The following is a 22,019-nucleotide window of genomic DNA, read 5'->3' on the forward strand; positions in this document are numbered from 1 at the left end:
GCCGGGAGGGTCGGGCGAGCCGGAACGTGCCAGGCTCTCGGGTATGGCAGGGACCACGACCACGGTGCTGCACGGCCGCGAGCCGGAGCTGACCGTCTTGCGCGAGGCGCTGGGTTCGCTGCGCTCGGGGGCGGGTGTGGTCGTCGTGATCGAGGGCAGCCCGGGGATCGGGAAGAGCCGTCTGCTCGCCGAGGCGATGCGGCTGGCGGGTGGCCTGCCGGCCCGGGTGGGCCTGGGCGAGGCCGACCCGTCCGAGGCTGTCGTCGAGCTGGCGCCGCTGCTGCGGGCGCTGTTCGACGGGACGGCGCCGTTGCTTGGCCGTTCCGCGCTGCCGGGCGCACGCGGCGGTCCTGAGCAGCGCTACTGGCTGCTGCAGGACCTGGAATCGTTGTTGGAGGGCGCGGCGGCGGTAATGCCGCTGGTGGTCTGCCTCGACGATCTCCAATGGGCGGACAGCGGCACTTTGGCCGCGCTGCGCGCACTCCCGGCCCGGCTCGAATCGGTCCCGATCGCGTGGATCCTGGCGGCTCGGCCTGTTCAGCCTGGCAGCGGACTGGACGACGTCGTCGACCAGCTCGTGTCGCAGGGGGCGCGGCGGATCACCCTCGAACCGCTCGCCCCGGCCGCGGTCGCCGGGCTCGCGTCGGACGTCATGCGGGCGAACCCCGATCAGGGCCTGCTCGACCTGGCGGCGGAGGCGGCGGGCAATCCGTTTTTCCTCGTAGAGCTGCTGCGCGGATTGCGTGAGGAGCGGCTTGTCCGGATCGAGGACGGTGTCGCGAGGCTGCTGGAAGCGCGGTTGCCGAAGCGTGTTGCCATCGGCATGCGCCACCGGCTCGCGCGCCTCTCGGAGTCGGCCCGCCAGCTCGCGGTCGCGGCGGCCTCGCTCGGCCGCAGCTTCACCGTCGGGGAGCTCGCGTCGATGCTGGGGGCTCCGGCGGCGTCTCTGCTCACCCCGCTCGAGCAGCTGCTCGAAGCCGGCGTGTTCGCCGAGCGCGCCGACCGGCTCGGCTTTCGCCACGACATCATCCGGGAGGCCCTCCGGGACAGCACAACGGTGTCCGCGCGCCGGGCCCTCGATCGCCAGGCCGTCGACGTCCTGCTCGCGGCCGGGGCGATCCCGGTCGAGGTGGCCACGCAGCTGGCCACCAGCGCGGAGCCGGGTGACGAGGTGGCGGCCGGCCTGCTCAAGGACGCCGCCGACGCGATCGGCTCGCGCGACCCCGCGGCGGCCGCCGAACTGAGCTGCCACGCCCTGGACCTGATTCCGGCCGGGCATCCCGCCGCCGGTCCGCTGGTCGCGACCACCACGGTCCTGCTCCACGCCGCGGGCAAGGCCGGCGATGCCCAGGCGTTCGCGCGCAAGCGTTTGCGCGATGTCGTGCCGGCGGCCGAGGAAGCGGCGGTGTTCCTCAGCCTGGCCAGCATGTTCGCCCTGTCAGCCGACGTGCGCGCGGAGGCGGGACAGCAGGCACTCGCGCTGCGGGACCTGTCCGGCGAAGACCGCGCCAAGCACCAGGCGCGCCTGGCCTACAACCTGGTCCAGGCCGGGCGGCCGGTGGCGGCGGCCGAGCAGCTCCAGCGCGCTCGGGAGACGGTCGAACGCGCGGGAGACCTGGCGGCGCGCTCGATCCTGCGGCTCGCCGAGGGGGCGCTGCGGTACGTCGAGGGCCACTTCGAGGACGCGCTCGCGACGCATGAGCAGGCGATGCGTGAGGGATTCGGCCCCGGTGAGGAAACCCGTGAATGGGTGGCGCGGCAGTGGCGCAGCGAGCTGCTCGGTGTGCTCGACCGTTTCGACGAGTCGACCGAGCTGATCTCGATGGGTATCGCCGCCGCGAACCGGGAGCGGCAGGCGTTCGCGCTCGACTTCTTCGAGACCTGGCGCGGGCGGCAGCTCTTCCAGCTGGGTTGCCTCGCCGACGCGGCGGCCGTGCTGGAGGGCCGCTTCGACGCGACCGGAGACGTGCCCGTCGTCGGCGCGCTGTACGCGGCAGGCGTTGTCGCACTCGGGCGGGTCGCGATCCACACCGCCGACCAGCGGCAGCGGCGCGAGACGACCGCGCTGGCACGGCGGATGCTGGCGGACGGCACGCCCGCCAACCGTGCTCACGGCGGCTGGCTGCTCGCGCTCGGAGCGATGGCGGACGGCAAACCGGAGGACGCCCGCGCGGCGCTCGACGCCGTGTCCGGGCGCATCGTCCCGCTCTACCCGATGGACGTCACCGACGACCCGCAGCTCGTCCGGATCGCGCTCGCCGCCGGGGATTCGCGACTCGCCGCCGACACGGTCGCCGCCGCCGAAGAGCGGGCGCGGCGCAATCCGGGGATCGGCTCGGTGCGCGCGGCGGCCGCTCAGTCCCGTGGTCTGCTCGACGCCGACGTCGCGCTGCTCGCCGAAGCCTGCGTGCTCTTCGAGGCAAGCCCGCGGCCCATGGCGTTCGCCTCGGCGCTCGAAGACCTGGGGGCCGCGCAGCTGCGCACCGGCGCTCTGCCGGAGGGTGTGGACACGCTCGGCCGCGCACTCGTCCAGTACTCCGAGGCGGGCGCGACCTGGGACGCGGGACGGGTGCGCGGGCGGCTGCGGGCCAACGGCGTCCGCCGCCGGCTGGTGACCAGCACGCGCCCGGACGCCGGGTGGGCCGCGCTCACCGCGTCCGAGCTGGCCGTGGTCCGGCTCATCGCCCAGGGGCTCACCAACCGGGAGACGGCCGAGCGGCTGTTCGTCTCGCCCCACACGGTCAACAGCCACCTGCGCCACGCGTTCACCAAGCTGGGCGTCAACTCCCGCCTCGAGCTCGCCCGCGTGGTCGCCGCGCACACCGTCGGCGATTAGGGATCGCACGGCCGTGCGATGTCGCACCGCCGGCGCGGGAGCAATGTCGTGGTCAGGTCATCCGACCGAAGCAGCGACGAAGAAGGTCTGAAACATGTCTGGACTGAACGGAAAAGTCGCCGTCGTCACGGGCGGGACGAGCGGGATCGGCCTGGCCATCGCGCAGCGGTTCGCGAAGGAGGGCGCGCACGTCTTCGTGACCGGCCGGCGGCAGTCCGAATTGGACAAAACCAGGGCACTGATCGGCGACGGCGTGACCGTCGTGCGCGGCGACGCGACCAGGACCGCCGACCTCGACCACCTCTTCCGGACGGTCAAGGCGGACGAGGGCGCGCTGGACATCCTGGTCGCCAACTCCGGGCGCGTCGAGCCGGAGGAGTTCGGGAAGGTCACCGAGGACAACTTCGACAAGACCTTCGACCTCAACGCCCGGGCGGCGCTGTTCACCGCGCAGAAGGCGCTGCCGCTGATGCGCGACGGCGGGTCGATCATCCTGGTCGGGTCCATCGCCGGGCACAAGGGCATCAACGGCTACACCACTTACAGCGCCACCAAAGCGGCGGTGCGCTCCTATGCCCGCACCTGGACCCACGAGTTCAAGGACCGCGGCATCCGGATCAACACCCTGAGCCCCGGGCCGATCGACACCCCGATCATGGACGGCCAGGCCGACACCAAGGAAGGCGCCGACGCCATCCGGGCCGCGTTCGCCTCGGTCATCCCGCTCGGGCGGATGGGCCGGCCCGAGGAAGTGGCTGCCGCCGCCTATTTCCTGGCCTCCGACGAGAGCAGCTTCGTGGCCGGCATCGACCTGTCCGTCGACGGCGGCATGGCCCAGGTCTAGCTCCGCACCCATCCCCAGAAGGACTCATCATGAGCAACTCCGTGCTCGGCTTGAGCATCGACTGCGCCGACGCCGCCGGACTGGCCCGGTTCTGGGCCGACGTCCTCGGCCGGCCGGTCAGCCCCCAGCCCACCGCCGAGTTCGCCGCGATCGCCGCGAGCGAGCCGAAACCGGGTCCCCCCTTGGCGTTCCACCAAGTCCCCGAAGCCAAGACGGTCAAGAACCGGCTGCACCTGGACCTGATCAGCGACGATTTCGCCGCGGAGTCCGACCGGCTGCTGTCCCTCGGCGCCACCCGGGTGACCGACGTCGAGACCGGCGGCGCCCGCTGGACCACCTTCCGCGACCCCGAGGGCAACGAGTTCGATCTGGTCGCCGGATGAACCCCAGTGCCTCTGTGGCCGGCTGATGCGGAACACGTCGACCGCCCCCGGATTCCCCGGAGGCGGTCGATGCGTTCGGCCTGATCCACACGTTTTACGGGTGGTTGCAGAGCCTCAGTGCTTGTCCGCGGCGTCAGCGGTGAAGATGTCGGTTTCCAGGAAGGTCCGCCACTGGGCGGGGGATTCGCTCTGCATGGCGCGATAGGCGGCGGCCTGGACCTGAGTGCCGGCCTTCGCCCTGGTCCAGATCTCGCGGACCAGGGGGCCTTCCTGGAGGTGCCGGGCGTACCCGGCGTCGATGCCGACGACAGCGGCGGCGCGGATCTTGATGGTGTCGACCTTGTCCTTGGCCGCGGCGTCGAAGATGCCGGTGTCGATGAACGCCCGCCGCTGCTCCGGCGTCCGGCTGGTGTAAGCCTGGTACCACACCTCGGAATCCTGAGGCGCCAGGCCACGGGACCAGATGGCGTCCACGAAGTCCTGGTCCGTCAGCTGCGCGGCCAGCGCCGGATCCATGCCGACGACGGCGCCCGCCTTCACCCGCGCGTCACGAAGCTTCTTCTCCGCGGCTTCCTTCTCGGCCGCTTCCTTCGCCGCGTCCACGTCACGCTGGTACTCGACGAAGATGCCGCGAACGATGAAATCCTTCTGCTCCGCCGGAGTTCCGCTGTAAACGGTGCCCGCGGTGGCCTTCACGAACGAACCCTTGGCGGCCCGTTCCCACAACGAGAAGACGAAGTCCTTGTCCTCCTGGGCCACCAGGACCGTGGTCAGCTCGAAACCGAGCAGCGTGGCGGCGGGCTGCCGCTCCGCCAGCCGGGCCTGGTACAACGCCGCACGGTCCAGGTCCCGCTGATGGGCCTCGTAGATCCCGGTCGTGAGGAAATACGACGTCCTGTCGTTGAGATAGGCGTCACTCGCCTCGTACTGAACCTCCCGCGCGACGTCGCCCTGCTGTGCCGCGGCCTTGTAGATCTCGTAGACGAAGGCCTTTTCGCTCATCCGCAGCAGTTCCGGAGTGACCGTGAGCCCGACGACGGCGGCGGCGTTGGTGCGTAACTCGTCCGGCGTCTGTGCCACGGCTGCCGGGGTCTCGGCCGAAGCGGCACTCGCCACTGCCGGGGCGACGACCCCGGTGAGCACGGTCACTGCGGTGAGAACGGCGGCGGAAGAGGCCATCAGGCCGCGAATCTTGGACTTACCCATAGTTGTCATATGTTCGGTTGTCAGTTTCGTTCTGCTCGCCGACGTGGTCGAGCACGAGGAACCCCACCCAGAGCGACAACCCGGTGATCCCCAGCCATACGGGATATATCCCCCTGATCGGCGAACGTTACCGATCGGCCGGTACCTCCGGGCTAACTGCGGGACCGCTGGAAACGATCGAGGCGGCAACCCGCCAGCGCCGGCTCGCCGGTGCCGTCGACCAGTTCCCTCGCGATCAGCCGGCCCACGGCCGGGGCGAGCGTGACTGCCGCGTGCATCACCGCCAGGTACAGGCCGGGAACCCCGGTGACCGGCCCGACGATGGGCTCGCCGTCGGCCGGCATGGGGCGGGCGCCGACCCGGGCGCTGAGCAGCTCGACGCTCGCGGTGCCGCGGAAGGTGGACCGGACGGCGGCCAGAGTCTGTTCCGGCGAATCCGCGGCGGCGATCACCCGGTCCTTGGCGACCTGCCGAAGATCGAAGTCCTGGGTGTTGACCACCGTGCGGACCAGACCGGCCGGGGCGCGGAACCGGAAGAGCGTCGCCGGCGACGGGTCGACCGGGACGCGGATGCCCAGCGGCGCGGCCAGCGTGGCCGTGGCCACTCCGGCCGCGAGCACCACAGTCGCGGCAGAGAGGGGCCCCGCGACGGTCTCGACCCCGGCGACCCGTCCCGCGGCGTCTCGGCGGACGGCGGTGACCGGGACGCCGGGATGTACTTGTGCGCCGTGGTCACGGGCGCCCGCGAGCATTCGCTCGGTCACGCCCACCGGGTCGACGGCGGCGTCGCCGGATGCCCAGACGGCCCAGTCCGGGGGCTGGCGCAGGTGGGGCTCGAGCGCCGCCACGGCGGCCGCGTCGATGATCTCCTGCCCCGGCCCGGCCTCCGGCGCGCTGCCCGCCGCGCGCCACGACAGTGAGCCGGACCACGTCACGGGAAGGCCCGGCAGCTCGGCCTCGAGCCGTCGGTACTCGTCGATCGCCGCCACCCGCAGCCCGGTGGCGGGACCGGTGCGTGCCCCGGACGATCCGATCCAGGCGAAGGAATCCACCGTCACCCCGGCACCCGGCCGCCCGGCGTCGACAACGGTCACCCCAGCGCCCGCCCGGGCGGCGTGATAGGCCACCGAAGCACCGACAACGCCGGCGCCGACGACTACGAGGTCCCTGTTCATTGGCGTGCTCGACACGTCTGGCGACGTTAACCTGCGGCCGGAGCCCTGTCGATGAGGACCGCGGGCCATCATGGCGAACGCCTTCCAGCGCGCCGGATACGGCAACTTCGAACGCACGATCACCATGACCTGGCGCGCGGCCCGCTCGCGGACTGGGTCGCTTCGCTCGGGTCACTGTGAGGGCCGGCAGCGAAGTCGTCGACGACCGACGCGACCATGACCGGCCGGGTGGCCGCTGTCTCCGTCGCGGATCCGTCCGTCCTGCGGTCGAGCGCGCGCAGTCCCGTGGGTTGCTGGACCTGTCGATGCTGGGCAGGGCCTCAACCTCGGCCTGCAGGAAGCGGCGAACCTGGGCTGGAAGCTCGGTCTCGCGGCTCGTGGGCTCGCCGCCACAACCGGCGACATAGGCACCTTCTGTGCCAAGGAGTCTTGCCGTAACAAGCCCAATCCCGACCGTACCTCCGCTACTTTCCCCTGCTTACCGGCCATGCCTCGCGTCCGCGCCGACGGCCACGACGTGACCGACCACGAAACGACTGATCCGAGCGGCCACGACGGAGGGCTGCTCGATGTGCGGCCAGTGGCTGGACTTCTCGATCTCGGTTGTTGTCATCGTGGCCGAGCCGAAGCGTGGCACGACCGCGGAGGCGACGACCGCCGAGGTGACGATCGGGTCGTCGCTTCCGGTCAGGATCAGTACCGGCTTGGAAAAACCGCTGGCTGACTCGGCGGGGTGGCCGTTGTTCCACAGGTCCGCCGTGGCCCGTACTACCTCGGGGCGGGCGTTCGCGGCCACCGTGGCGATTCGCGCCAACTCGGCTTCGGGAGCCGACGGCCCCGCTTGCTGACGCATGGCCTGAATGGCCGGCGCCTCGGCTCCGGCCAACGATCGGAAGCTCTCGATGGCCTCGTCGGGCATCCGGGTTCCGGCCATCGGGATGGGGGCCAGCAGCACCAGGCCCAACGCGCGCTCGGGGCGCGCCGCGGCGACCAGTTCGACGATGGGCGCCGCCATGCTGTGGCCGACGAGGACAAACGGCTTGTCCACCGCGTCGACGACGGCCAGCAGGTCGGCAGCGAACCGGTCGAACGTGAACGGCCCGTTGGCCCGAGTGCGGTCTCCGAAGCCGGCGAGGTCCACCTGCACGGTCTCGAACCCGGGCACCGACAGTTCCGCGATGACCGGGTCCCAGACGTGCAGGTCGTCGATCCAGCCGTGCAAGAACACAACGGCGCGGTCGCCGGCACCGGTGCGATGGAAGGCGATGTCGCTGTTCGGGATGATTGCCGAGCTCGTCACAAAGGGCTCCTTGCCTGAGAAACGGATGCTGATCCGGACGAGGTGCCGACGGGCCGGAATCCGCCGTCTTACGCCTGTTCGCGTTGGCGGGCCCGGGAAGCACGAAGGTTGATGAGGTTGCCGCAGACCGAGGTGTTGTGCCAGACCCGGGACCGGTTCTTCGAGCTGTCGTAGAAAACCACCGCGCAGGGAGGATTCCGGCAGGCTTTCAGGCGAGGCCACAGGTCGTGCTGCTGGGCGAGCAGGACGTCGCTCAGCACGGTTCCGCCGACCTGGCGCCAGCCCTCGCCTTCGGCTGAGAGGGCGAGCTGTCCGTCCTCGGCGAGAGTCACTTTCCAGCGGAGCTTTTCGAGGTGGTGCGCCAAGTCCGGCCGAGATCCTGATTGGCCGGCTTCGAGCCGGGCTTGGAGCGCTTCGCGCAGCTCGTACAGGGGCTGCAGGTCGTCCGTGGTCAAACGGGGGACAGCGGGCCACTCGAGTGTGCGCAGCCAACCGTTCGCCGAGGCGGTGTCGGCCAAGAGGTCGACCTCGGGCGGGCGGCCTGCGGAGCGGGTGTTCAGGAACGACTGCACACGCCGCAACGACACGGGCGCGGGGGCTGCTGCGTAGCGCTCGGTGGCTGGGTCGGACATGAGGCGAGGTTACGTGATCAGGCGATGGCGACGCAAGTGTAATCCGTATGCTTACGTGCTCAATGTGGCACTTTCATGGCAACCGGCCAGTGAACCTCTGCCACAGCCAGAGATGCAGACATGGTCAAACTGTGATTGACTATGTCAAAGTCGTCTCTCGCCGGGAGTCCATGTGCGTGCCATCCAGATCACCGAGTTCGGAGCGCCCGAGGACGTCGTGCGTGTCGTCGATCTCCCGGAGCCGCCCGCTCCCGGTGCCGGCGAGGTCAAGGTCGGTGTCGAGTTCTCGCCGCTGAACAAGCACGACCTCCTGGTTGTCGGCGGCGCGCTCGGGCAGCCGCCGCTCCCGCTGGTCCTGGGCAACGAGGGCGTCGGCCGGATCATCGAGCTGGGCCCGGACGTCGACACGGTCGAGGTGGGCGACCTGGTGGTCCTGCCGCTGTTCGCCGGGGCCTGGCGCGAGCGGCTGGTGCTGCCGGCCGAGGGGCTGTTCCGGCTGCCGGAGGGGAGTGTTGAGCAGTTCTCGATGCTGGGCAGCAATCCGCCCACGGCCGGCCTGATCCTCAGCGAGTACACCGACCTGCGGCCGGGCGACTGGATCGTGCAGAACGCCGCGAACTCCGGCGTCGGCCGTTCCCTGATCGCTCTGGCGAAGGCACGCGGATTCCGGACGATCAACCTCGCCCGCGACGAGTCCGCGTTCGCCGGCCTGACCGCGTCCGGCGCCGACATCGTCCATCTCGACGACGCGACAGCGGCCGAAGACGTCCGCAAGACGATCGGCGACGAACGGGTCGCGCTCGCCGTCGACTCGGTGGGCGGCGACGCCCCCGGCCGCCTGCTCGACCTGCTGTCCGACGGTGGCTCGCTCGTCACCTACGCCGCGGCGACCGGGCAGCCGATGGCGGTCGACGCGTTGACGCTGATCGGCAAGCGCGTGACGGTCCGCGGATTTTTCGCCGGCCAGTTCGACTACGCGACGAAGGTGCTGCCCGTCATCCGGGAGGCGGCGCCCCTGGTCGCCGGCGGGGCCCTGTTCGTCCCGCCTGCCGCCGTGTTCGACCTCGACGACATCAACACGGCCATTGAGCGGCTCGGGCGCGGCGGGAAGATCCTGCTCGCCGTGGGCCGGTCCTGACCACGCCCAGGTTATGAGAGAAGGAGCGAGATGCCTGAAACCGTTGCCCTGTCCTACGAAGTCCTCGTCTCGGATGGCGTTGCCCGGACGATCGACCTGCGGCTGCCGAACGGCGACGCGATCGTCTCCTCGCCGATCTCCACAACCCTGATCTACGGGGAACGGGACGCGGTCCTGGTGGACCCGCCACTGACCCGCGTCCAGATCGCGCAGGTCGCCGAAGGCGTGGCGCGCTCCGGCAAGCGCCTCGCGTTCGTGTACATCACCCACGGCCACCCCGACCACTGGTTCGGAACCGCGGCGCTGCTGGAACAGTTCGGCGACGCCGGCACCGTCGTCTACGCCACCGAGGGCACCATCCGGCAGATGCGCGAACAGTTACGGGACAAGGACAACGGGTTCGCGAACTCCTTCCCCGAGGTCCCGGAGCACACCCCGGTCCTCGCCGTCCCCGTGCTGGCCGACGGGTTCCGGTTGGAGGGCCGGCTCCTGCGCGCGGTGGAGACCGGCCACACCGACACCGACGACAGTTCCGTGCTCCACGTGCCCTCGATCGGCCTCGTCGTCGCCGGTGACGTCGTTTACAACGGCGTGCACCAGATGATGCTCGAAGGCGGCGATGGCGGGCTCCAGGCGTGGATCGACGGAATCGACCGGATCGCCGAACTCGACCCGCGACATCTGGTCGCCGGCCACAAGAACAAGGACCGGCCCGACGACCCGAAAATCCTCGACGAGACCCGCCAGTATCTGCGCGACGCGATCCGGCTGCTGGCCGGAAAGCCGACCCCGCTCGAATTCTTCGACGAAATGATGAAGCTCCACAGTGACCGGCTCAACCCGGGACCGCTGTGGTACAGCGGCCTGGGCTTGCTGGCCTAACCACCTCTGCCGTCACGGCGGCAGTTCGGCCACTCGGAAAACGGAGGTCGCCACAAATGAAGATCGCGATTCTCGACGACTACCAGAACGTTGCCACAAGCCTGGCGGACTGGGGCTCGCTCGCCGCCGAAGTAGTCGTCTTCACCAAGCCGTTCGCCGATGCCGACGAGGCGGTCCGCAGCCTCGCCGGGTTCGACGTGCTCGTGGCCATGCGGGAACGGACGCGATTCCCCGCCGAGGTCCTGGAGCGGCTGACCGACCTCCGGCTCCTGGTGAGTACCGGCCCGGTCAACGCCGCCATCGACGTCGCGGCCGCGAGCAGGCTCGGCATCACGGTGTGCGGGACGGGTTATGAATCGCACGCCACGGTCGAACACACCTGGGCGCTGATCCTCGGCGCCGCGAGAAACCTGGTCGCCGAGGCGGAGTCGATGCGCGCCGGCGGCTGGCAGCTCACGGTCGGCGAAGGGCTGCACGGCCGGACTCTCGGCATTCTGGGTCTGGGCCGAGTCGGGTCTGCGGTGGCACGGGTCGGACAGGCGTTCGGAATGAACACCATCGCCTGGAGCCGGAACCTGACTCCCGAGACCGCGGCCGAGCACGGGGTGCGAGCGGTGACGAAGGAGCAGCTGTTCACCGAGAGCGATGTGGTCTCGGTCCACGTGGTGCTGAGCGCGCGCACGCGCGGTCTGGTCGGCGCGGCGGAACTGGGGTTGATGAAGCCTTCGGCCCTCCTGGTCAACACCTCGCGCGGACCGGTGGTCGACGAAGCCGCCTTGGTCGACGCCTTGCGCGAGGGCCGGATCAGCGGGGCCGCGATCGACGTCTTCGACACCGAGCCGCTGCCTGCGGACCATCAGTTGCGGTCGCTGCCCAATGCACTGCTCACCGGGCACGTCGGATATGTGAACCGCGACTTGTACAAGATCTTCTATCAGGACGCTGTCGAGGACATCGCCGCATTCCGAGCCGGCGCACCCCTTCGACTGATGAAGTAGACCACCTCAATCGAACCAGAAATCACCGACGATGGAGTTGAAGATGACCACCGAGCCCCGGCATTCCCATGTGACGGCTCCGACGCAATTCGTTACGGCGAACGGGATTCGCTATGCCTATCGGCACTTCGGCGCCGAGACCGGCACGCCACTGGTGTTCCTGCAGCATTTCCGCGGCGGCCTGGACCACTGGGATCCGGCCGTCGCCGACGGGCTGGCCGCGCACCGTCCGGTCGTCCTGTTCAACAACACCGGGGTGGCGAGCACCAGCGGCCAGACCCCGGACACGGTGGAGGAACAGGCTGAGGACGCGGCCGCGTTCATCCACGCGCTGGGCCTGACGCGCGTCGACCTCCTCGGCTTCTCCATCGGCGGCTACATCGCGCAGGCCCTCACGCTTCGCCACCCCGAGTTGGTGCGCAGGCTCGTTCTGGCCGGCACCAAGCCCCGCGCCGGCGACGACACCGAACGCCACCCCGACGTGAACACCGTGGGCACCAGGCATGACGTGCCGACTCTCGAAGACTTCCGGTTCCTGTTCTTCGCGCCTTCGCCGACCAGCCAAGCCGCCGGGGAACGGTTCTGGGAGCGTCGCCACCAGCGCACCGTCGACGTGGACCCGCCGACAACCAAGCAGACCATGCTCGCCCAGACCGCCGCGATCGTCGACTGGAAGCTTCCGCACGGCGAGCCCTTCGCGGAGCTGAAGACGATCACTCAGCCGACCCTGGTGATCAACGGCCGGCGCGACGTCATGGTCCCCACCATCAACTCCTACCATCTGGCCCAGAACATCCCCGGCGCCCAGCTCGTCATCTACCCGGACTCCGGGCACGGCTCGTTGTTCCAATACCCGGAGCTGTTCGTCGCCGATGTAGAACGCTTCCTGGACCGGGCGGTCGCCTTCGCCTGAGCGCCGAAAGCAGAGTCACCGCTCCCGGATCGCGTAGGTCAGGTGGGTCGCCCGCGGCGTCGGCTCCGCGCGGACCGGCTCCAAGGCCACGCGGCCGGCGTCCACGCCCTCGAACAGGCGGATTCCGGCGCCGAACAGCACGGGCGACAGCGCGATCGAGAACTCGTCGACCAGGCCGGCGTTCACGTACTCCAGGATCGTCGCGCCGCCGCCCGCGATGCGGACGTCGCGATCGCCGGCGGCCGCGCGGGCCTGGTCGAGCGCGGGCTCGATGCCGTCGTTGACGAAGTGGAAGGTGGTCCCGCCCGGCCGTTCCCAGGGGTCACGCTTCTCGTGCGTCACAACGAAGACCGGCGTGTGGAACGGCGCCTCCTCCGGCCACGCGTGCTCGCCGGCGTCGAACATGCGCTTGCCCATCACGCTCGCGCCGGTGCGCAGATGCGTCTCCCGCGCGATGTCGTTGTCGCGCCCCTCCTCGCCGCCCTCGCCGAGCTTCAGGTTCTCCCGGAAGAACCGCTGCGGGAAGATCCACTGCTGCAGCTCCATCCACTGCTGCCCCATCAAGTCCTCAGAGGACTCGGGCGCGATGAACCCGTCCAGCGACATCGACACGCTGAAGAACACTTTCCCGGCCATCAGCCCTCCGCTCTCTTCCGGACGATCTCGGTGACGTAGACGGCCAGGTTGCCCAGGGTCTGCTCGCCGCCCTCGACCGCGTGGTACTTCTCGGCCGCCTCGTCGCGCAGTTCCTTGGTGGGGAACACCGTGCGCATCTCGATCCGGGTCGCCGCACCGTCGGGCGCGAACGTCAGGACCGACTCGAAGGCGTTCGGGTCGTCGCGGGATTCACCGTGCCGCAGCGCGATCCGCTCCGGCGGGGCGATCTCGGTCCAGGAGATCCACTCGGAGTAGTCCGTCCCGTCCGGTCCGTGCATCACGAAGTCCCACTCCCCGCCGACGCGGAACTCGAACGACCGCGTGGTGGTGCTGAACCCGTCCGGCCCCCACCACCGCGACAGGTGCCGCACCTCGGTGAACGCCTCGAACACCAGCTCTCGTGGGGCGTTGATGACCCGGGAGATGACGATCTCGCGGTCGGCCGTCGCGGACCGCGCCGGCGCTGCTCGTCCCGTCGTGCTCATCAGCTACTCCTCCTGCCTTGCCTGCTTGAGGTCCTGCACGTACTCGTCCAGCCGGCCGAAGCTCTCGTTCCAGAACCGCTCGAACCCGCCGGTCCATTCGTGGATCGGCCGCAGCCCGCGGGCGTCGAGGCCGTACAGGCGTTGCTTGCCTGCCCTGCGGTCCCGCACCAGCCCGACCTCCCGGAGCACCCGCAAGTGTTTGGACGCCCCCGGCTGAGTCATCCCCAGCTCCCGGGCCAGCTCGGTCACCGGCCGCTCACCCGCCCGCAGCAACACCAGGATCTCCCGGCGCTGCGGCTCGGCGATCGCGTTGAAGACGTCCGACGTCGTCGTCGCTCGTGCCATGACGCCATCATATTCCCATATCGGTATGCGTCAAGCCGTGGGCGGCCGCGCGGTCCCGGGCCCAGGCGACACCGCTCAGCGCGATGCCCGCGACGGTCACGGCCGCCGCGACCAGGTAGACGGGCTTCAGCCCCGGCCCGCCGATGACCTGGCCGCCGAGCCAGCCCGCGAACGCCGCGGCGAGCTGGTACGCCGAGGCGTTGACGGCGATGGCGAGGGTCGGCGCGGCGATCGCGGTGCTGAGCACCCGGGTCTGCATACCGGGGATCACCGAGAACCCGAACGCGCCGACCACGAACACCATGACGCCGGTGACCACGATGCTGCCGCTGCCCGCCCACATCACCACCAGCGCCGCCGCGAGCAGGGTGAGCAACCCGAGCTGCGACGGCATCAGCGCGCGGTCGGACAGCCAGCCGCCGGCGAAGTTGCCGACCGCGGCGCCTGCGCCGTAGACCAGCAGCATGATCGCGACGGTGCCCGCCGCGAAGCCGGTGACCTGGGTGAGCAGCGGCGAGAAGTAGGTGAACACCATCAGCAGCCCGATGTTCGCGATCGCGGTCACGCCGATGGCGAGCCGCACGTCACGGTTGCGGAACACCTTCAGCTCGGCGACCGCCGACGTGCCCGCGCCCGCCACCGCCGGCACCAGCTTCAGCGTCATCAGCAGCCCGAGCGCGCACACCACGGCGATCGCGACGAACGTGGCGCGCCAGCCGTACGCACTGCCGATGAGCGTGCCGATCGGCGCGCCAGCACCATCGCCAGGTTCATGCCGAACACCAGCCGCGAGACGGTGGACGCCTGCTTGCCCGGCGCCGCGGTGGACGCCGCGGTGACGATGGCGTTCGCGAAGAACGTCGACGTCACCAGCGCGGTGATGATCCGGGCGGCGAACAGCACCGGGTACGCCGGCGCGACCGCCGACGCGAGGTTGCCCGCCACCGTGATCACGAGCAGGGTGATCATGAGCGGCTTGCGCGCGTAGCGTGAGGTCAGCGCGGTGAGCACCGGCCCGCCGACGATCATGCCGATGGCGTACGCCGTCACCAGCAGCCCGGCGGCCGGGATCGACACGCCGAGGTCCGTCGAGATGCCGGGCAGGATGCCGGCGATGACGAACTCGCCGGTGGTGATGCCGAAAACGCACAGCATCAGGGAAATCAGGCTCAAAGGCATGATGGTTTTCTTCGCTGTCCTTCGACTTTACTGAACAAATGCCCGTCGGAACAAATCGAGATTCGCTGCTCCAGATTGTCAGAGGCCGAGCCGAAACGGCAATGGAGAATCGATCAGCATCCGGAGTACGCTGATAATGTGCGAATTATGGATCGATTGCGGGTTCATGATCAGCGGTGAAGACCCCACCGCCCACCAGCTGAGGCTGCTGCTGACGCTCGCCGAGGAGCTGCACTTCGGCCGCGCCGCGAGCAGGCTCTACCTGACGCAGCCCGCGCTCAGCCAGCAGATACGGTCGCTGGAGCAGCGTCTGGGCGTGCAGCTGTTCGCCAGGACCAGCCGGCGGGTCGAGCTCACCCAGGCGGGCCAGGAGCTGCTCCCGCTGGTGAAGAACGTCGTCGACGCCGCCGACGAGCTGCGCGCGGCCGCGGTCCGCTCGGCCACCGGCACCGGCAGGCTCCGGCTGGGCGTGTGCGAGAGCTTCGGCTCGCTGGCGGCCACGCGTGCCGTGATCGCCGAGGTGGCGGCGGCGCGTCCGGACCTGGGTCCCGACGTGCTGGTCGCGGACTCGTTCCTGGAGCAGCTCGCGATGCTCAAGGAGGGCGCGATCGACGCGGCCTTCGTGTACCTCCCGGTGCCGGAGGGCCTGCACTCCCAGCCGCTCACCGTCGAGCCCCGCCTGGTGTGCGTGTCCGCCGGCGACCCACTCGCCCGCCGCTCGTCGGTGCGGCTGGCCGACCTCGCCGGCCATCCGGTCGTCGGGCTGGCGCCGGAAACGTTCCCCGCCGGCCGTGGCTTCTGGGCGGCGGATCCCCGGCCGGACGGTTCCGCCGTCCGGTACACGAGCCACCAGGTCGCCCGGCTGGAGTCCTTGCTGTCCACGGTGGCGCTGGGCGGGCCGATCGCGTTCGTCCCGTCCACCGCGGCCGGGCTGTACCCCCGCCAGGACCTGCGCTACCTGCCGGTGGACGACCTGCCCGGCTGCGAGTTCGGCGTGGTCTGGCCCGCGACTGACCGAGACCAGCCCCACCTGTCGGCGCTGCACGAGGTGACGCGCCGGTTCTGGGCCGGGTCGCCGGCCACCGGCTGACCGGGCGCCGCTCACCACAAAGGACGGTGTCTTCAGCTTTCCGCGCGCGGAAGCCGGACGACGAAACGGGCGCCGTCGCCGACGGTCACGCTGCCACCGTGGGCGCGGGCGATCTCGGCCACGATGGCGAGGCCGAGCCCGGAGCCACCGTCGTCACGGTCACGGCCGTCGTCCAGCCGCACGAAGCGGTCGAAGACGAGCTGCCGGTCCTCCGCCGGAATACCCGGGCCGTCGTCCGCCACGGTCACCACGCATTCGGTGTCTGTTGTAGACACTGCTATGTGGACATATCCGCCGGCGTGGCGTTCGGCGTTGTCGACGAGATTGCGGACCATCCGGGTGAGCCTGGCGCGGTTCCCCCGCACCACCGGATCCCCGGCGATGTCGGAGGTGATCACCACCCCGTCGCGAGGCTCCCGCCCGGCGAGACAGGCGTTGACGACGCCGGCCAGTGGCACCGGGACGAACTCCCCGGACGCGGCCTTCTCGAGCTTGCTGAGCAGCAACAGGTCGGCGACCAGGTCCTGCATGCGCGTGACGTCGAGGACCGCGTTTTCGCACGCCGGCCGCCACTCGATGTGGTCCGGGTGGGTCAGCAGCACCTCCAGCTGGGTCCGGATCGAGGTGAGCGGGGTGCGCAGCTCGTGGGAGGCGTCCGCGGTGAACTGGCTCTGCCGGGTCACCGCGGTGTCCAGCCTGGTCAGCATCGTGTTCATGGTCTCGGCGAGCCTGCCGATCTCGTCTTCGCCCGCGGGGACCGGCACCCGGCGGCCGAGTTCGTGGGCGCTGATCTCGGCGACCTCCGACCGGATCGCCTCGACCGGCCGAAGCGAGCGGCGCACGGCCAGCCAGGCGATCGCCCCGATCAGCAGCGATACGAGCGGCACGACGGCCAGTAGCACCGTCCGCACCGAGGTGACCGCTCCCGCTCCGGCGGGGTCGACTGCCGCGGCACCGCGCACGAGGTAGCGGTTGTCGTCGCTGGCCTGCGTCTCGACGTACAGGGTGAGGGTTCCGTCGTCCGCGACCGAGCGCCCGAACATGTCGGCGCAATGGACGGTGTTCTCCGCCTGCATTTCGATTTCGTACGGCTGCACCGTGACCACGTCGACCTGGCCCGGCGGCTTCAGCGAGGCGTCCCGCAGCACCGGGCAGCTCGCCAGGACGCGTCCCTGCCGGTCGGTGACCTCGTACAGCAGGCCGGCCGTCAGCCGGTCGAGGTCGGTGGCCGAGGTGCCGTTGCGCAGCATCTGGACGATCGTCCTGGTCCGTTCCCCGGCGACCTCCTGCGCGGCTTGTTCGAGCCGCCCCTGGAGCTGCACCACGAACCACACGGAGAGCGTGCCGAGCGCGACCGCGGAGGTCAGCGACGCCACCAGCGCGACCCGGAACCGGGTCGAATGCCAGATCCTACGCACCGGGAGCCACCACGAGGTAGCCGGCGCCGCGGACGGTTCTGATCGTCTCGGTGCCGAACGGCGTGTCGATCTTCCGGCGCAGCGCGCTGATGTGGACCTCGACGACGTTCACCGTGGCCGTGGTGGCGAAGTCCCACAGGTTCCGCAGCAGCTCGTCCTTGCCGACGAGCTGGCCCGGCCGTTGCATCAGGAAGGCCAGCAGGGCGAACTCCTTGCCGGTCAAGGAGATCTCGGCTTCACCGCGGCGGCATCGGTGGCTCGTCTGGTCGAGCTCGAGGTCGCCGAGCCGGAGCGGGCCGCCATGCGCCGCGCCGCCGCGCCGGATCAACGCACGCAGCCGGGACAGCAATACCTGGTAGGAGAAGGGTTTGGCCAGGAAGTCGTCGGCACCGGTGTCGAGGGCCTCGATCTCGTCGTCCTCGCCGTCCTTGGCGGTGAGCATCAGGATCGGGGTGGCGTTGCCACTCGCGCGAAGCCGCCGGCAGACGCGGTAGCCGTTGAGGCCGGGCAGCATGATGTCGAGGATCATGGCCGCGTAGGGATGCTCGCCGGCGAGCCAGAGCGCGTCCCGCCCGTCGTGGGCGACGTCCACGGCATACCCCTCGGCCGTGAGCCCGGCTCGCAAGGACTCGGCCAGCCGCCGTTCGTCTTCGACCACAAGTACCCGCACCCGGCAACGATCTCACACCATCCCGGCGCATTCACCCAACCCGCGATCACACGTCGGACCTGCCCGGATAGGCAGCGTCAGCAGTGGCCAGCGTCCGGCCGCGGGGACAACCGCCTCCCTGGGAAATCCACAGAGGAATGCGAGTGCCCGCCAGCGTCGGGCTCTGTCGCCGAGTCTGATGCCGGGCCCGAGTCAGCCCAGATGCTGGAGGAACCAGTCACGGGCGGCAGCCGAAGCGATGTCGAATCCGGGGCCCGTGTAAGCGGCGAAGTGGCCTCCCGGTATGAACACGATCTTCTTCGGCTCCGCGGCAGTCCCGTATGCCGCGGCGGCCAGGTTGCCGCCGGTCAGGCCGTCGTGGCTGCCGACCACCATGAGCATCGGGGTCGGGGTGATCAACGGCAGGTAGAGCGCGGGCTCGTAGCCGCGCAGCAGCTCCAGGCTCCGCAGTGTCACCTCGTTGTGCCACTCCGGTGCCAGTTCTTTGTGGGCCTGGCTGAACCAGTCGTGGGCGTCCGGGGTCGGGATCCCGGTGACCTGTCCGGGGTCGGTGCCGATCACGGGGATCATCGCCGCCGGCTGGCCGGCCGCGCGGGCTCGGCGGTCGTCGGCGAAGCGCTGCGGGTCGATCACCTGGTTGTCCTCCCGCGCGACATTGGCGTAGGTCGCCCGGCCGCTGATGAACGGCGCCTGGGCGGCCACGACCTTGACCCGCTGGTCGATCGCGGCGACGACAAACGCGTGCCCGGCGGAGAAGCTGCTGCCCCACACCGCGATCCGGTCGGGGTCGACCTCGGGCCGGTTCTGCGCATAGGAGATCCCGTGCTGGTAGTCGCGGATCTGCTCCCACGGGTCGATTTCGTAGCGGGGCTTGCCCGGCGCGGTGTCCGAGTCGCCGAACCCGCGGTTGTCCCACAGCAGCACGCAGAACCCCGCCGCGGCGAACACCTCGGCGAACCGGTCGAGGTAGAGCCGGCGCGTGGCCGACCAGCCGTGCGCCAGCACCACGCACGGCGCGGGACCGGCGGCTCGCGCGGCTTCGTAGAACCAGCCCCGCAGCGTGACACCCTCGGCATCGAACTCGACATCGTGACGCATGAGACGTTCCCTTCCGGCAGTGCGATGTGGACGGTCCCAGCGTGATCCCGCCGGGGGAGCACCGTCCAATACCTCGTCCGTCGCCTGTGATACCCACGCGTGCGACACGACGTCTGATGCCCTCGGGGTATCACAGGGCGCGAAACAGGTCTTGGACCGACCGGCCGCCGTCGCCGCATCCTGGAAGAGCGCCAGACGAACGAAGGAGTAACGATGAAGGTCTTCCTGACCGGCGGCTCCGGCTATATCGGCCGGGCCACGATCGCGGAACTGCTCCGGCAGGGCCACACGGTGGAGGCGCTGGCCCGCAGCGAGCGGGCCGGTGAAGCCGTCGTGGCGGCGGGCGCCACGGCAGTCCGCGGCGACCTGCGGGACCTGGGCGTCCTCAAGCACGCCGCCGCGCGGGCCGAGGCCGTGATCCACCTCGCGCAGGCGAGCACGGCGGAGGAGGACCTCGCCGCGGCCACCGCGATGCAGGACGGCGTCGGCGCCGGCACCTACGTGCACACTGGCGGCTCCTGGGTCTACGGCGACACTGACGGCGTCCAGGACGAGACCGCGGCCTGGAACCCGCCGGGCCTGGTGGCGTGGCGTAAGTCCGTCGAGGACGCGGTGCTCGCGCGGGCGGGGGAGGGCGGCCGTCCGGTCATCGTGCAGCCGGGGCTGCTTTACGGTGGCGACAACCGCTTGATCGACAACTTCTTCATCCAGCCGGGCGTGCGGCACGGTGCCATTTCCTACCTCGGTGACGGCGGCGCCCACTGGGCGCTGGTGCACATCGACGACCTCGCCCCGCTCTACGTCGCCGCGCTGACCGCCGAGGCCGGGTCCGTCTACCTGGGTGTGGGCGGAGTGAATCCGACGGCGAAGGAGGTCGCCGAAGCTTTGGCGCGCGGCGCCGGGCTTGAGGGCAAGACCACCTCGATCACACTGGAGCAGGCCCAGACCGAGATGGGCCCGATCGCGGACGCGTTCGCCCTCGACCAGCAGTTCACCCCGGCCAAGGCCCAGCGTGAGCTGGGCTGGGAACCACGCCACACCGACCCGCTTGCCGTCTTCGCCCGGAACTGAGCAGCGCGACGGGTACTCGCGGGAGGAGGCCGGCGCGGCAGGCCGGACGGGGACTTCAGTGCCCGCTGGTTGTGCTGCGACACCTCGCCGCCTCCGCTGAGCACCGCTGCGCGAGCAGCCGCCTCGGCCGCTGGAGCACACCGATGCGGCTATGCCCAGTCGATCAGGATGCGTCGAGCACAGCGATGCTGTCAGCCAGGGCTATTCCGGGCGGTGGCACCGAATTCGGCGTCGAGCCCGAGCCAGCGGTCCAGCCCCACGGATGTGTCGTCACCGGTCTCGACGACGGCTGCCCGGCGTACAGGCTCGCCGTCGAAGAAGAAGGGATGTCCGGGAGCTCCGCGGCACGACCGCCGAGCCAGTTCGTGCCCACAGCACGGACCCACATCGTCGGGCCGCCACGCCGTTGATGCCGACGTACGCCGGTATCATCATCGCGAACGCGGAGGTCCCGCGCCAGCCGGCGTTGATTTGAGGGACGCCGACACAGTCAGTGACGAACCGCGTGTGATGCTCGGGAGCATGGCTGACCCGTACTCGCGGTTCGAGATCGGCTGCCCGGACTATCTCGGTGACGACCACTGGGCCTGCGTCGAGCGCGAAGCAAACCGGCTATGGCGGTCGCTGGCGCGCTGACTCAGACGGACTGAAAAGGTTGGAATATCAGCTGAGTGCTTGAATCTCGGTCGCTAGCTTCTCCTGGCTAGCCGCCCACGACGCCAATAGGGCCAGACCGTCCGCGGTCGCCGTGTCAGCGGGCGCGGTGTAGACGTTCAGGAGCAGTCCGGGGTCGGCAGGCAGATCCATCGACTCGACATCCAGGTCGAGCTGGCCCACTACCGGATGGTGCACACGCTTGCGTCCGGACCGGTGGAGCCGAACGTCCTGAGATGCCCACCGCTGCCGGAATAGCTCACTGCGTGTTGATAATTCACCGACTAGCGCGATCAGCTCCTCGTCGTGCGGATTGCGGCCGGCTTCCATGCGTAGCTTCGCGGCCACATCGCAGGCGATTCGGTCATAGTCGACGAAGAACGTTTTTGCCGATTCGGGTTCCAGATACACGAACCGCGCGGTATTCGCCGGCCGCCGCGTGTCGGCCAGCACCGGTGAATACAGCGCGCGGGCAAGGTGATTCATGGCCAGCACGTCATAACGGCCGTTGCAAATCCAAGCCGGCGCATCGGTAATGGCGTCGAGCACCTGCTGAAGCGCCGGACGCACCGTCGCGGCGGGTCGCCGGCGGCGTGGACCGCCGGGCGTCCTGGACTGCCGCGCAAGGTGGAAGAGGTGATCGCGCTCGGCCTCGTCAAGTTGCAAGGCAGAGGCCAGCGCGTCGAGCACCCCGTCGGAGGCGCCGGCGAGGCTGCCGCGCTCCATACGCACGTAGTAGTCGACCGATACCCCTGCCAGCAGAGCTACCTCTTCGCGACGCAGACCTTTGACCCGGCGGTTGCCGCCGTAGGCGGGCAGTCCGGCCCGCTCGGGCGCGATCCGCGCGCGACGCGAGCTCAGGAACTCCTTGATCTCAGTGCGCAGATCGATCTTGACCACCTCTTCACCATAGGCCCTGTCCGCAGACGAAGGGAGGTTCTGCTGGTACCCCGACGGCTGCGCACCCCTCACACGCGGCATGCGCCCAGCGTCGTAGCAGGAAAAGGCCCGCGTCGACACCTGGATACCCGAAGCAGTCGTGGCA

At 69.9% G+C, this 22,019-nt stretch carries 20 protein-coding genes and 2 pseudogenes; 10 read left to right on the forward strand and 12 right to left on the reverse strand.

The window, feature by feature from the left end:
• Window positions 1–43: 43 nt before the first annotated feature.
• The 3 genes from OG943_RS44875 to OG943_RS44885 all read left to right on the forward strand — a co-directional run bounded on the left by OG943_RS44875 (window position 44) and on the right by OG943_RS44885 (window position 4,063).
• Complete coding sequence (locus tag OG943_RS44875; RefSeq protein ID WP_328606953.1) at window positions 44–2,836, forward strand: ATP-binding protein; 2,793 nt, start codon at window positions 44–46, stop codon at window positions 2,834–2,836.
• 94 nt (window positions 2,837–2,930) lie between these two features.
• The gene (locus OG943_RS44880) at window positions 2,931–3,680 is read left to right on the forward strand and encodes an SDR family NAD(P)-dependent oxidoreductase (RefSeq protein ID WP_328606954.1); all 750 of its coding nucleotides are present in this window, start codon (window positions 2,931–2,933) and stop codon (window positions 3,678–3,680) included.
• 29 nt (window positions 3,681–3,709) lie between these two features.
• Entirely contained in the window at window positions 3,710–4,063 is a 354-nt protein-coding gene (locus OG943_RS44885; protein ID WP_328606955.1) for a VOC family protein, read from the forward strand.
• A gap of 114 nt (window positions 4,064–4,177) precedes the next feature.
• On the opposite strand, the gene OG943_RS44890 is transcribed toward OG943_RS44885, so the two are convergent.
• Both OG943_RS44890 and OG943_RS44895 read right to left on the reverse strand, forming a co-directional pair.
• Window positions 4,178–5,242: a hypothetical protein gene (locus OG943_RS44890; protein ID WP_328606956.1), complete on the reverse strand. Its 1,065-nt coding sequence runs from the start codon at window positions 5,240–5,242 to the stop codon at window positions 4,178–4,180.
• A 179-nt stretch (window positions 5,243–5,421) separates the two neighbouring features.
• Window positions 5,422–6,444, reverse strand: a complete 1,023-nt coding sequence (locus OG943_RS44895) for an NAD(P)/FAD-dependent oxidoreductase (protein WP_328606957.1) — start codon at window positions 6,442–6,444, stop codon at window positions 5,422–5,424.
• A 250-nt stretch (window positions 6,445–6,694) separates the two neighbouring features.
• Here OG943_RS44895 and OG943_RS44900 point away from each other — a divergent pair.
• Window positions 6,695–6,823 (forward strand): annotated as a pseudogene (locus OG943_RS44900) (FAD-dependent monooxygenase); the annotation flags it as partial.
• Between the two features lie 99 nt (window positions 6,824–6,922).
• On the opposite strand, the gene OG943_RS44905 reads toward OG943_RS44900, so the two are convergent.
• Complete coding sequence (locus tag OG943_RS44905; RefSeq protein WP_328606958.1) at window positions 6,923–7,744, reverse strand: alpha/beta fold hydrolase; 822 nt, start codon at window positions 7,742–7,744, stop codon at window positions 6,923–6,925.
• A 68-nt stretch (window positions 7,745–7,812) separates the two neighbouring features.
• Entirely contained in the window at window positions 7,813–8,376 is a 564-nt protein-coding gene (locus OG943_RS44910) for a CGNR zinc finger domain-containing protein (RefSeq protein WP_328606959.1), read from the reverse strand.
• 172 nt (window positions 8,377–8,548) lie between these two features.
• Here OG943_RS44910 and OG943_RS44915 point away from each other — a divergent pair, with 172 nt between their 5' ends.
• From OG943_RS44915 to OG943_RS44930, 4 genes are read left to right on the forward strand one after another with little or no spacing between them, the layout of a single operon-like run.
• Window positions 8,549–9,514, forward strand: coding sequence for a zinc-dependent alcohol dehydrogenase family protein (locus OG943_RS44915; RefSeq protein ID WP_328606960.1), 966 nt, complete (start codon window positions 8,549–8,551; stop codon window positions 9,512–9,514).
• A 30-nt stretch (window positions 9,515–9,544) separates the two neighbouring features.
• A complete protein-coding gene (locus OG943_RS44920; protein WP_328606961.1) occupies window positions 9,545–10,396 on the forward strand; it encodes an MBL fold metallo-hydrolase in 852 nt (283 codons plus the stop codon).
• A gap of 56 nt (window positions 10,397–10,452) precedes the next feature.
• The gene (locus tag OG943_RS44925) at window positions 10,453–11,394 is read left to right on the forward strand and encodes a D-2-hydroxyacid dehydrogenase family protein (protein WP_328606962.1); all 942 of its coding nucleotides are present in this window, start codon (window positions 10,453–10,455) and stop codon (window positions 11,392–11,394) included.
• Window positions 11,395–11,437: 43 nt separating this feature from the next.
• Window positions 11,438–12,307 carry an alpha/beta fold hydrolase gene (locus tag OG943_RS44930; RefSeq protein ID WP_328606963.1) on the forward strand — a complete coding sequence of 290 codons (870 nt, stop codon included), beginning with the start codon at window positions 11,438–11,440 and terminating at the stop codon, window positions 12,305–12,307.
• Between the two features lie 15 nt (window positions 12,308–12,322).
• Here the strand turns inward: OG943_RS44930 and OG943_RS44935 are convergent, their stop codons facing one another.
• The 4 genes and pseudogenes from OG943_RS44935 to OG943_RS48580 form a co-directional block, all read right to left on the reverse strand.
• A complete protein-coding gene (locus tag OG943_RS44935; RefSeq protein ID WP_328606964.1) occupies window positions 12,323–12,943 on the reverse strand; it encodes a dihydrofolate reductase family protein in 621 nt (206 codons plus the stop codon).
• Window positions 12,943–13,449: an SRPBCC family protein gene (locus OG943_RS44940; RefSeq protein WP_328606965.1), complete on the reverse strand. Its 507-nt coding sequence runs from the start codon at window positions 13,447–13,449 to the stop codon at window positions 12,943–12,945. Before OG943_RS44940 ends, OG943_RS44935 begins: the two co-directional genes overlap by 1 nt.
• Before the next feature lie 3 nt (window positions 13,450–13,452).
• The gene (locus OG943_RS44945; RefSeq protein ID WP_328606966.1) at window positions 13,453–13,794 is read right to left on the reverse strand and encodes an ArsR/SmtB family transcription factor; all 342 of its coding nucleotides are present in this window, start codon (window positions 13,792–13,794) and stop codon (window positions 13,453–13,455) included.
• Window positions 13,795–13,801: 7 nt separating this feature from the next.
• Window positions 13,802–14,973, reverse strand: a pseudogene (locus OG943_RS48580) (MFS transporter).
• 166 nt (window positions 14,974–15,139) lie between these two features.
• Here OG943_RS48580 and OG943_RS44960 point away from each other — a divergent pair.
• On the forward strand, window positions 15,140–16,063 hold the full coding sequence (locus OG943_RS44960; protein ID WP_328606968.1) for a LysR family transcriptional regulator: 924 nt from the start codon (window positions 15,140–15,142) through the stop codon (window positions 16,061–16,063).
• A gap of 32 nt (window positions 16,064–16,095) precedes the next feature.
• Here the strand turns inward: OG943_RS44960 and OG943_RS44965 are convergent, their stop codons facing one another.
• From OG943_RS44965 to OG943_RS44975, 3 genes are all read right to left on the reverse strand, one after another.
• Window positions 16,096–17,481 carry a sensor histidine kinase gene (locus OG943_RS44965; protein ID WP_328606969.1) on the reverse strand — a complete coding sequence of 462 codons (1,386 nt, stop codon included), beginning with the start codon at window positions 17,479–17,481 and terminating at the stop codon, window positions 16,096–16,098.
• Window positions 17,474–18,151 (reverse strand): response regulator transcription factor, encoded by a 678-nt coding sequence (locus OG943_RS44970; protein WP_328606970.1) that lies wholly within the window; start codon window positions 18,149–18,151, stop codon window positions 17,474–17,476. Before OG943_RS44970 ends, OG943_RS44965 begins: the two co-directional genes overlap by 8 nt.
• A gap of 192 nt (window positions 18,152–18,343) precedes the next feature.
• Window positions 18,344–19,249 carry an alpha/beta hydrolase gene (locus tag OG943_RS44975; protein ID WP_328606971.1) on the reverse strand — a complete coding sequence of 302 codons (906 nt, stop codon included), beginning with the start codon at window positions 19,247–19,249 and terminating at the stop codon, window positions 18,344–18,346.
• Between the two features lie 213 nt (window positions 19,250–19,462).
• Here OG943_RS44975 and OG943_RS44980 point away from each other — a divergent pair, with 213 nt between their 5' ends.
• Window positions 19,463–20,320 (forward strand): NAD-dependent epimerase/dehydratase family protein, encoded by an 858-nt coding sequence (locus OG943_RS44980; RefSeq protein ID WP_328606972.1) that lies wholly within the window; start codon window positions 19,463–19,465, stop codon window positions 20,318–20,320.
• Between the two features lie 663 nt (window positions 20,321–20,983).
• Here OG943_RS44980 and OG943_RS44985 read toward each other — a convergent pair.
• On the reverse strand, window positions 20,984–21,874 hold the full coding sequence (locus OG943_RS44985) for a helix-turn-helix transcriptional regulator (protein ID WP_328612340.1): 891 nt from the start codon (window positions 21,872–21,874) through the stop codon (window positions 20,984–20,986).
• Window positions 21,875–22,019 lie beyond the last annotated feature (145 nt).

This window comes from Amycolatopsis sp. NBC_00345, assembly GCF_036116635.1.
Classification (GTDB): domain Bacteria; phylum Actinomycetota; class Actinomycetes; order Mycobacteriales; family Pseudonocardiaceae; genus Amycolatopsis.

Excerpts from the sequence above, each read along its gene's own strand:
- OG943_RS44875 (WP_328606953.1), top strand. The coding sequence starts at position 44 with ATGGCAGGGACCACGACCACGGTGCTGCACGGCCGCGAGCCGGAGCTG.
- OG943_RS44880 (WP_328606954.1), top strand. The coding sequence starts at position 2,931 with ATGTCTGGACTGAACGGAAAAGTCGCCGTCGTCACGGGCGGGACGAGC.
- OG943_RS44885 (WP_328606955.1), top strand. The coding sequence starts at position 3,710 with ATGAGCAACTCCGTGCTCGGCTTGAGCATCGACTGCGCCGACGCCGCC.
- OG943_RS44890 (WP_328606956.1), bottom strand. The coding sequence starts at position 5,242 with ATGGCCTCTTCCGCCGCCGTTCTCACCGCAGTGACCGTGCTCACCGGG.
- OG943_RS44895 (WP_328606957.1), bottom strand. The coding sequence starts at position 6,444 with ATGAACAGGGACCTCGTAGTCGTCGGCGCCGGCGTTGTCGGTGCTTCG.
- OG943_RS44910 (WP_328606959.1), bottom strand. The coding sequence starts at position 8,376 with ATGTCCGACCCAGCCACCGAGCGCTACGCAGCAGCCCCCGCGCCCGTG.
- OG943_RS44920 (WP_328606961.1), top strand. The coding sequence starts at position 9,545 with ATGCCTGAAACCGTTGCCCTGTCCTACGAAGTCCTCGTCTCGGATGGC.
- OG943_RS44925 (WP_328606962.1), top strand. The coding sequence starts at position 10,453 with ATGAAGATCGCGATTCTCGACGACTACCAGAACGTTGCCACAAGCCTG.
- OG943_RS44930 (WP_328606963.1), top strand. The coding sequence starts at position 11,438 with ATGACCACCGAGCCCCGGCATTCCCATGTGACGGCTCCGACGCAATTC.
- OG943_RS44935 (WP_328606964.1), bottom strand. The coding sequence starts at position 12,943 with ATGGCCGGGAAAGTGTTCTTCAGCGTGTCGATGTCGCTGGACGGGTTC.
- OG943_RS44940 (WP_328606965.1), bottom strand. The coding sequence starts at position 13,449 with ATGAGCACGACGGGACGAGCAGCGCCGGCGCGGTCCGCGACGGCCGAC.
- OG943_RS44945 (WP_328606966.1), bottom strand. The coding sequence starts at position 13,794 with ATGGCACGAGCGACGACGACGTCGGACGTCTTCAACGCGATCGCCGAG.
- OG943_RS44960 (WP_328606968.1), top strand. The coding sequence starts at position 15,140 with ATGATCAGCGGTGAAGACCCCACCGCCCACCAGCTGAGGCTGCTGCTG.
- OG943_RS44975 (WP_328606971.1), bottom strand. The coding sequence starts at position 19,249 with ATGCGTCACGATGTCGAGTTCGATGCCGAGGGTGTCACGCTGCGGGGC.
- OG943_RS44980 (WP_328606972.1), top strand. The coding sequence starts at position 19,463 with ATGAAGGTCTTCCTGACCGGCGGCTCCGGCTATATCGGCCGGGCCACG.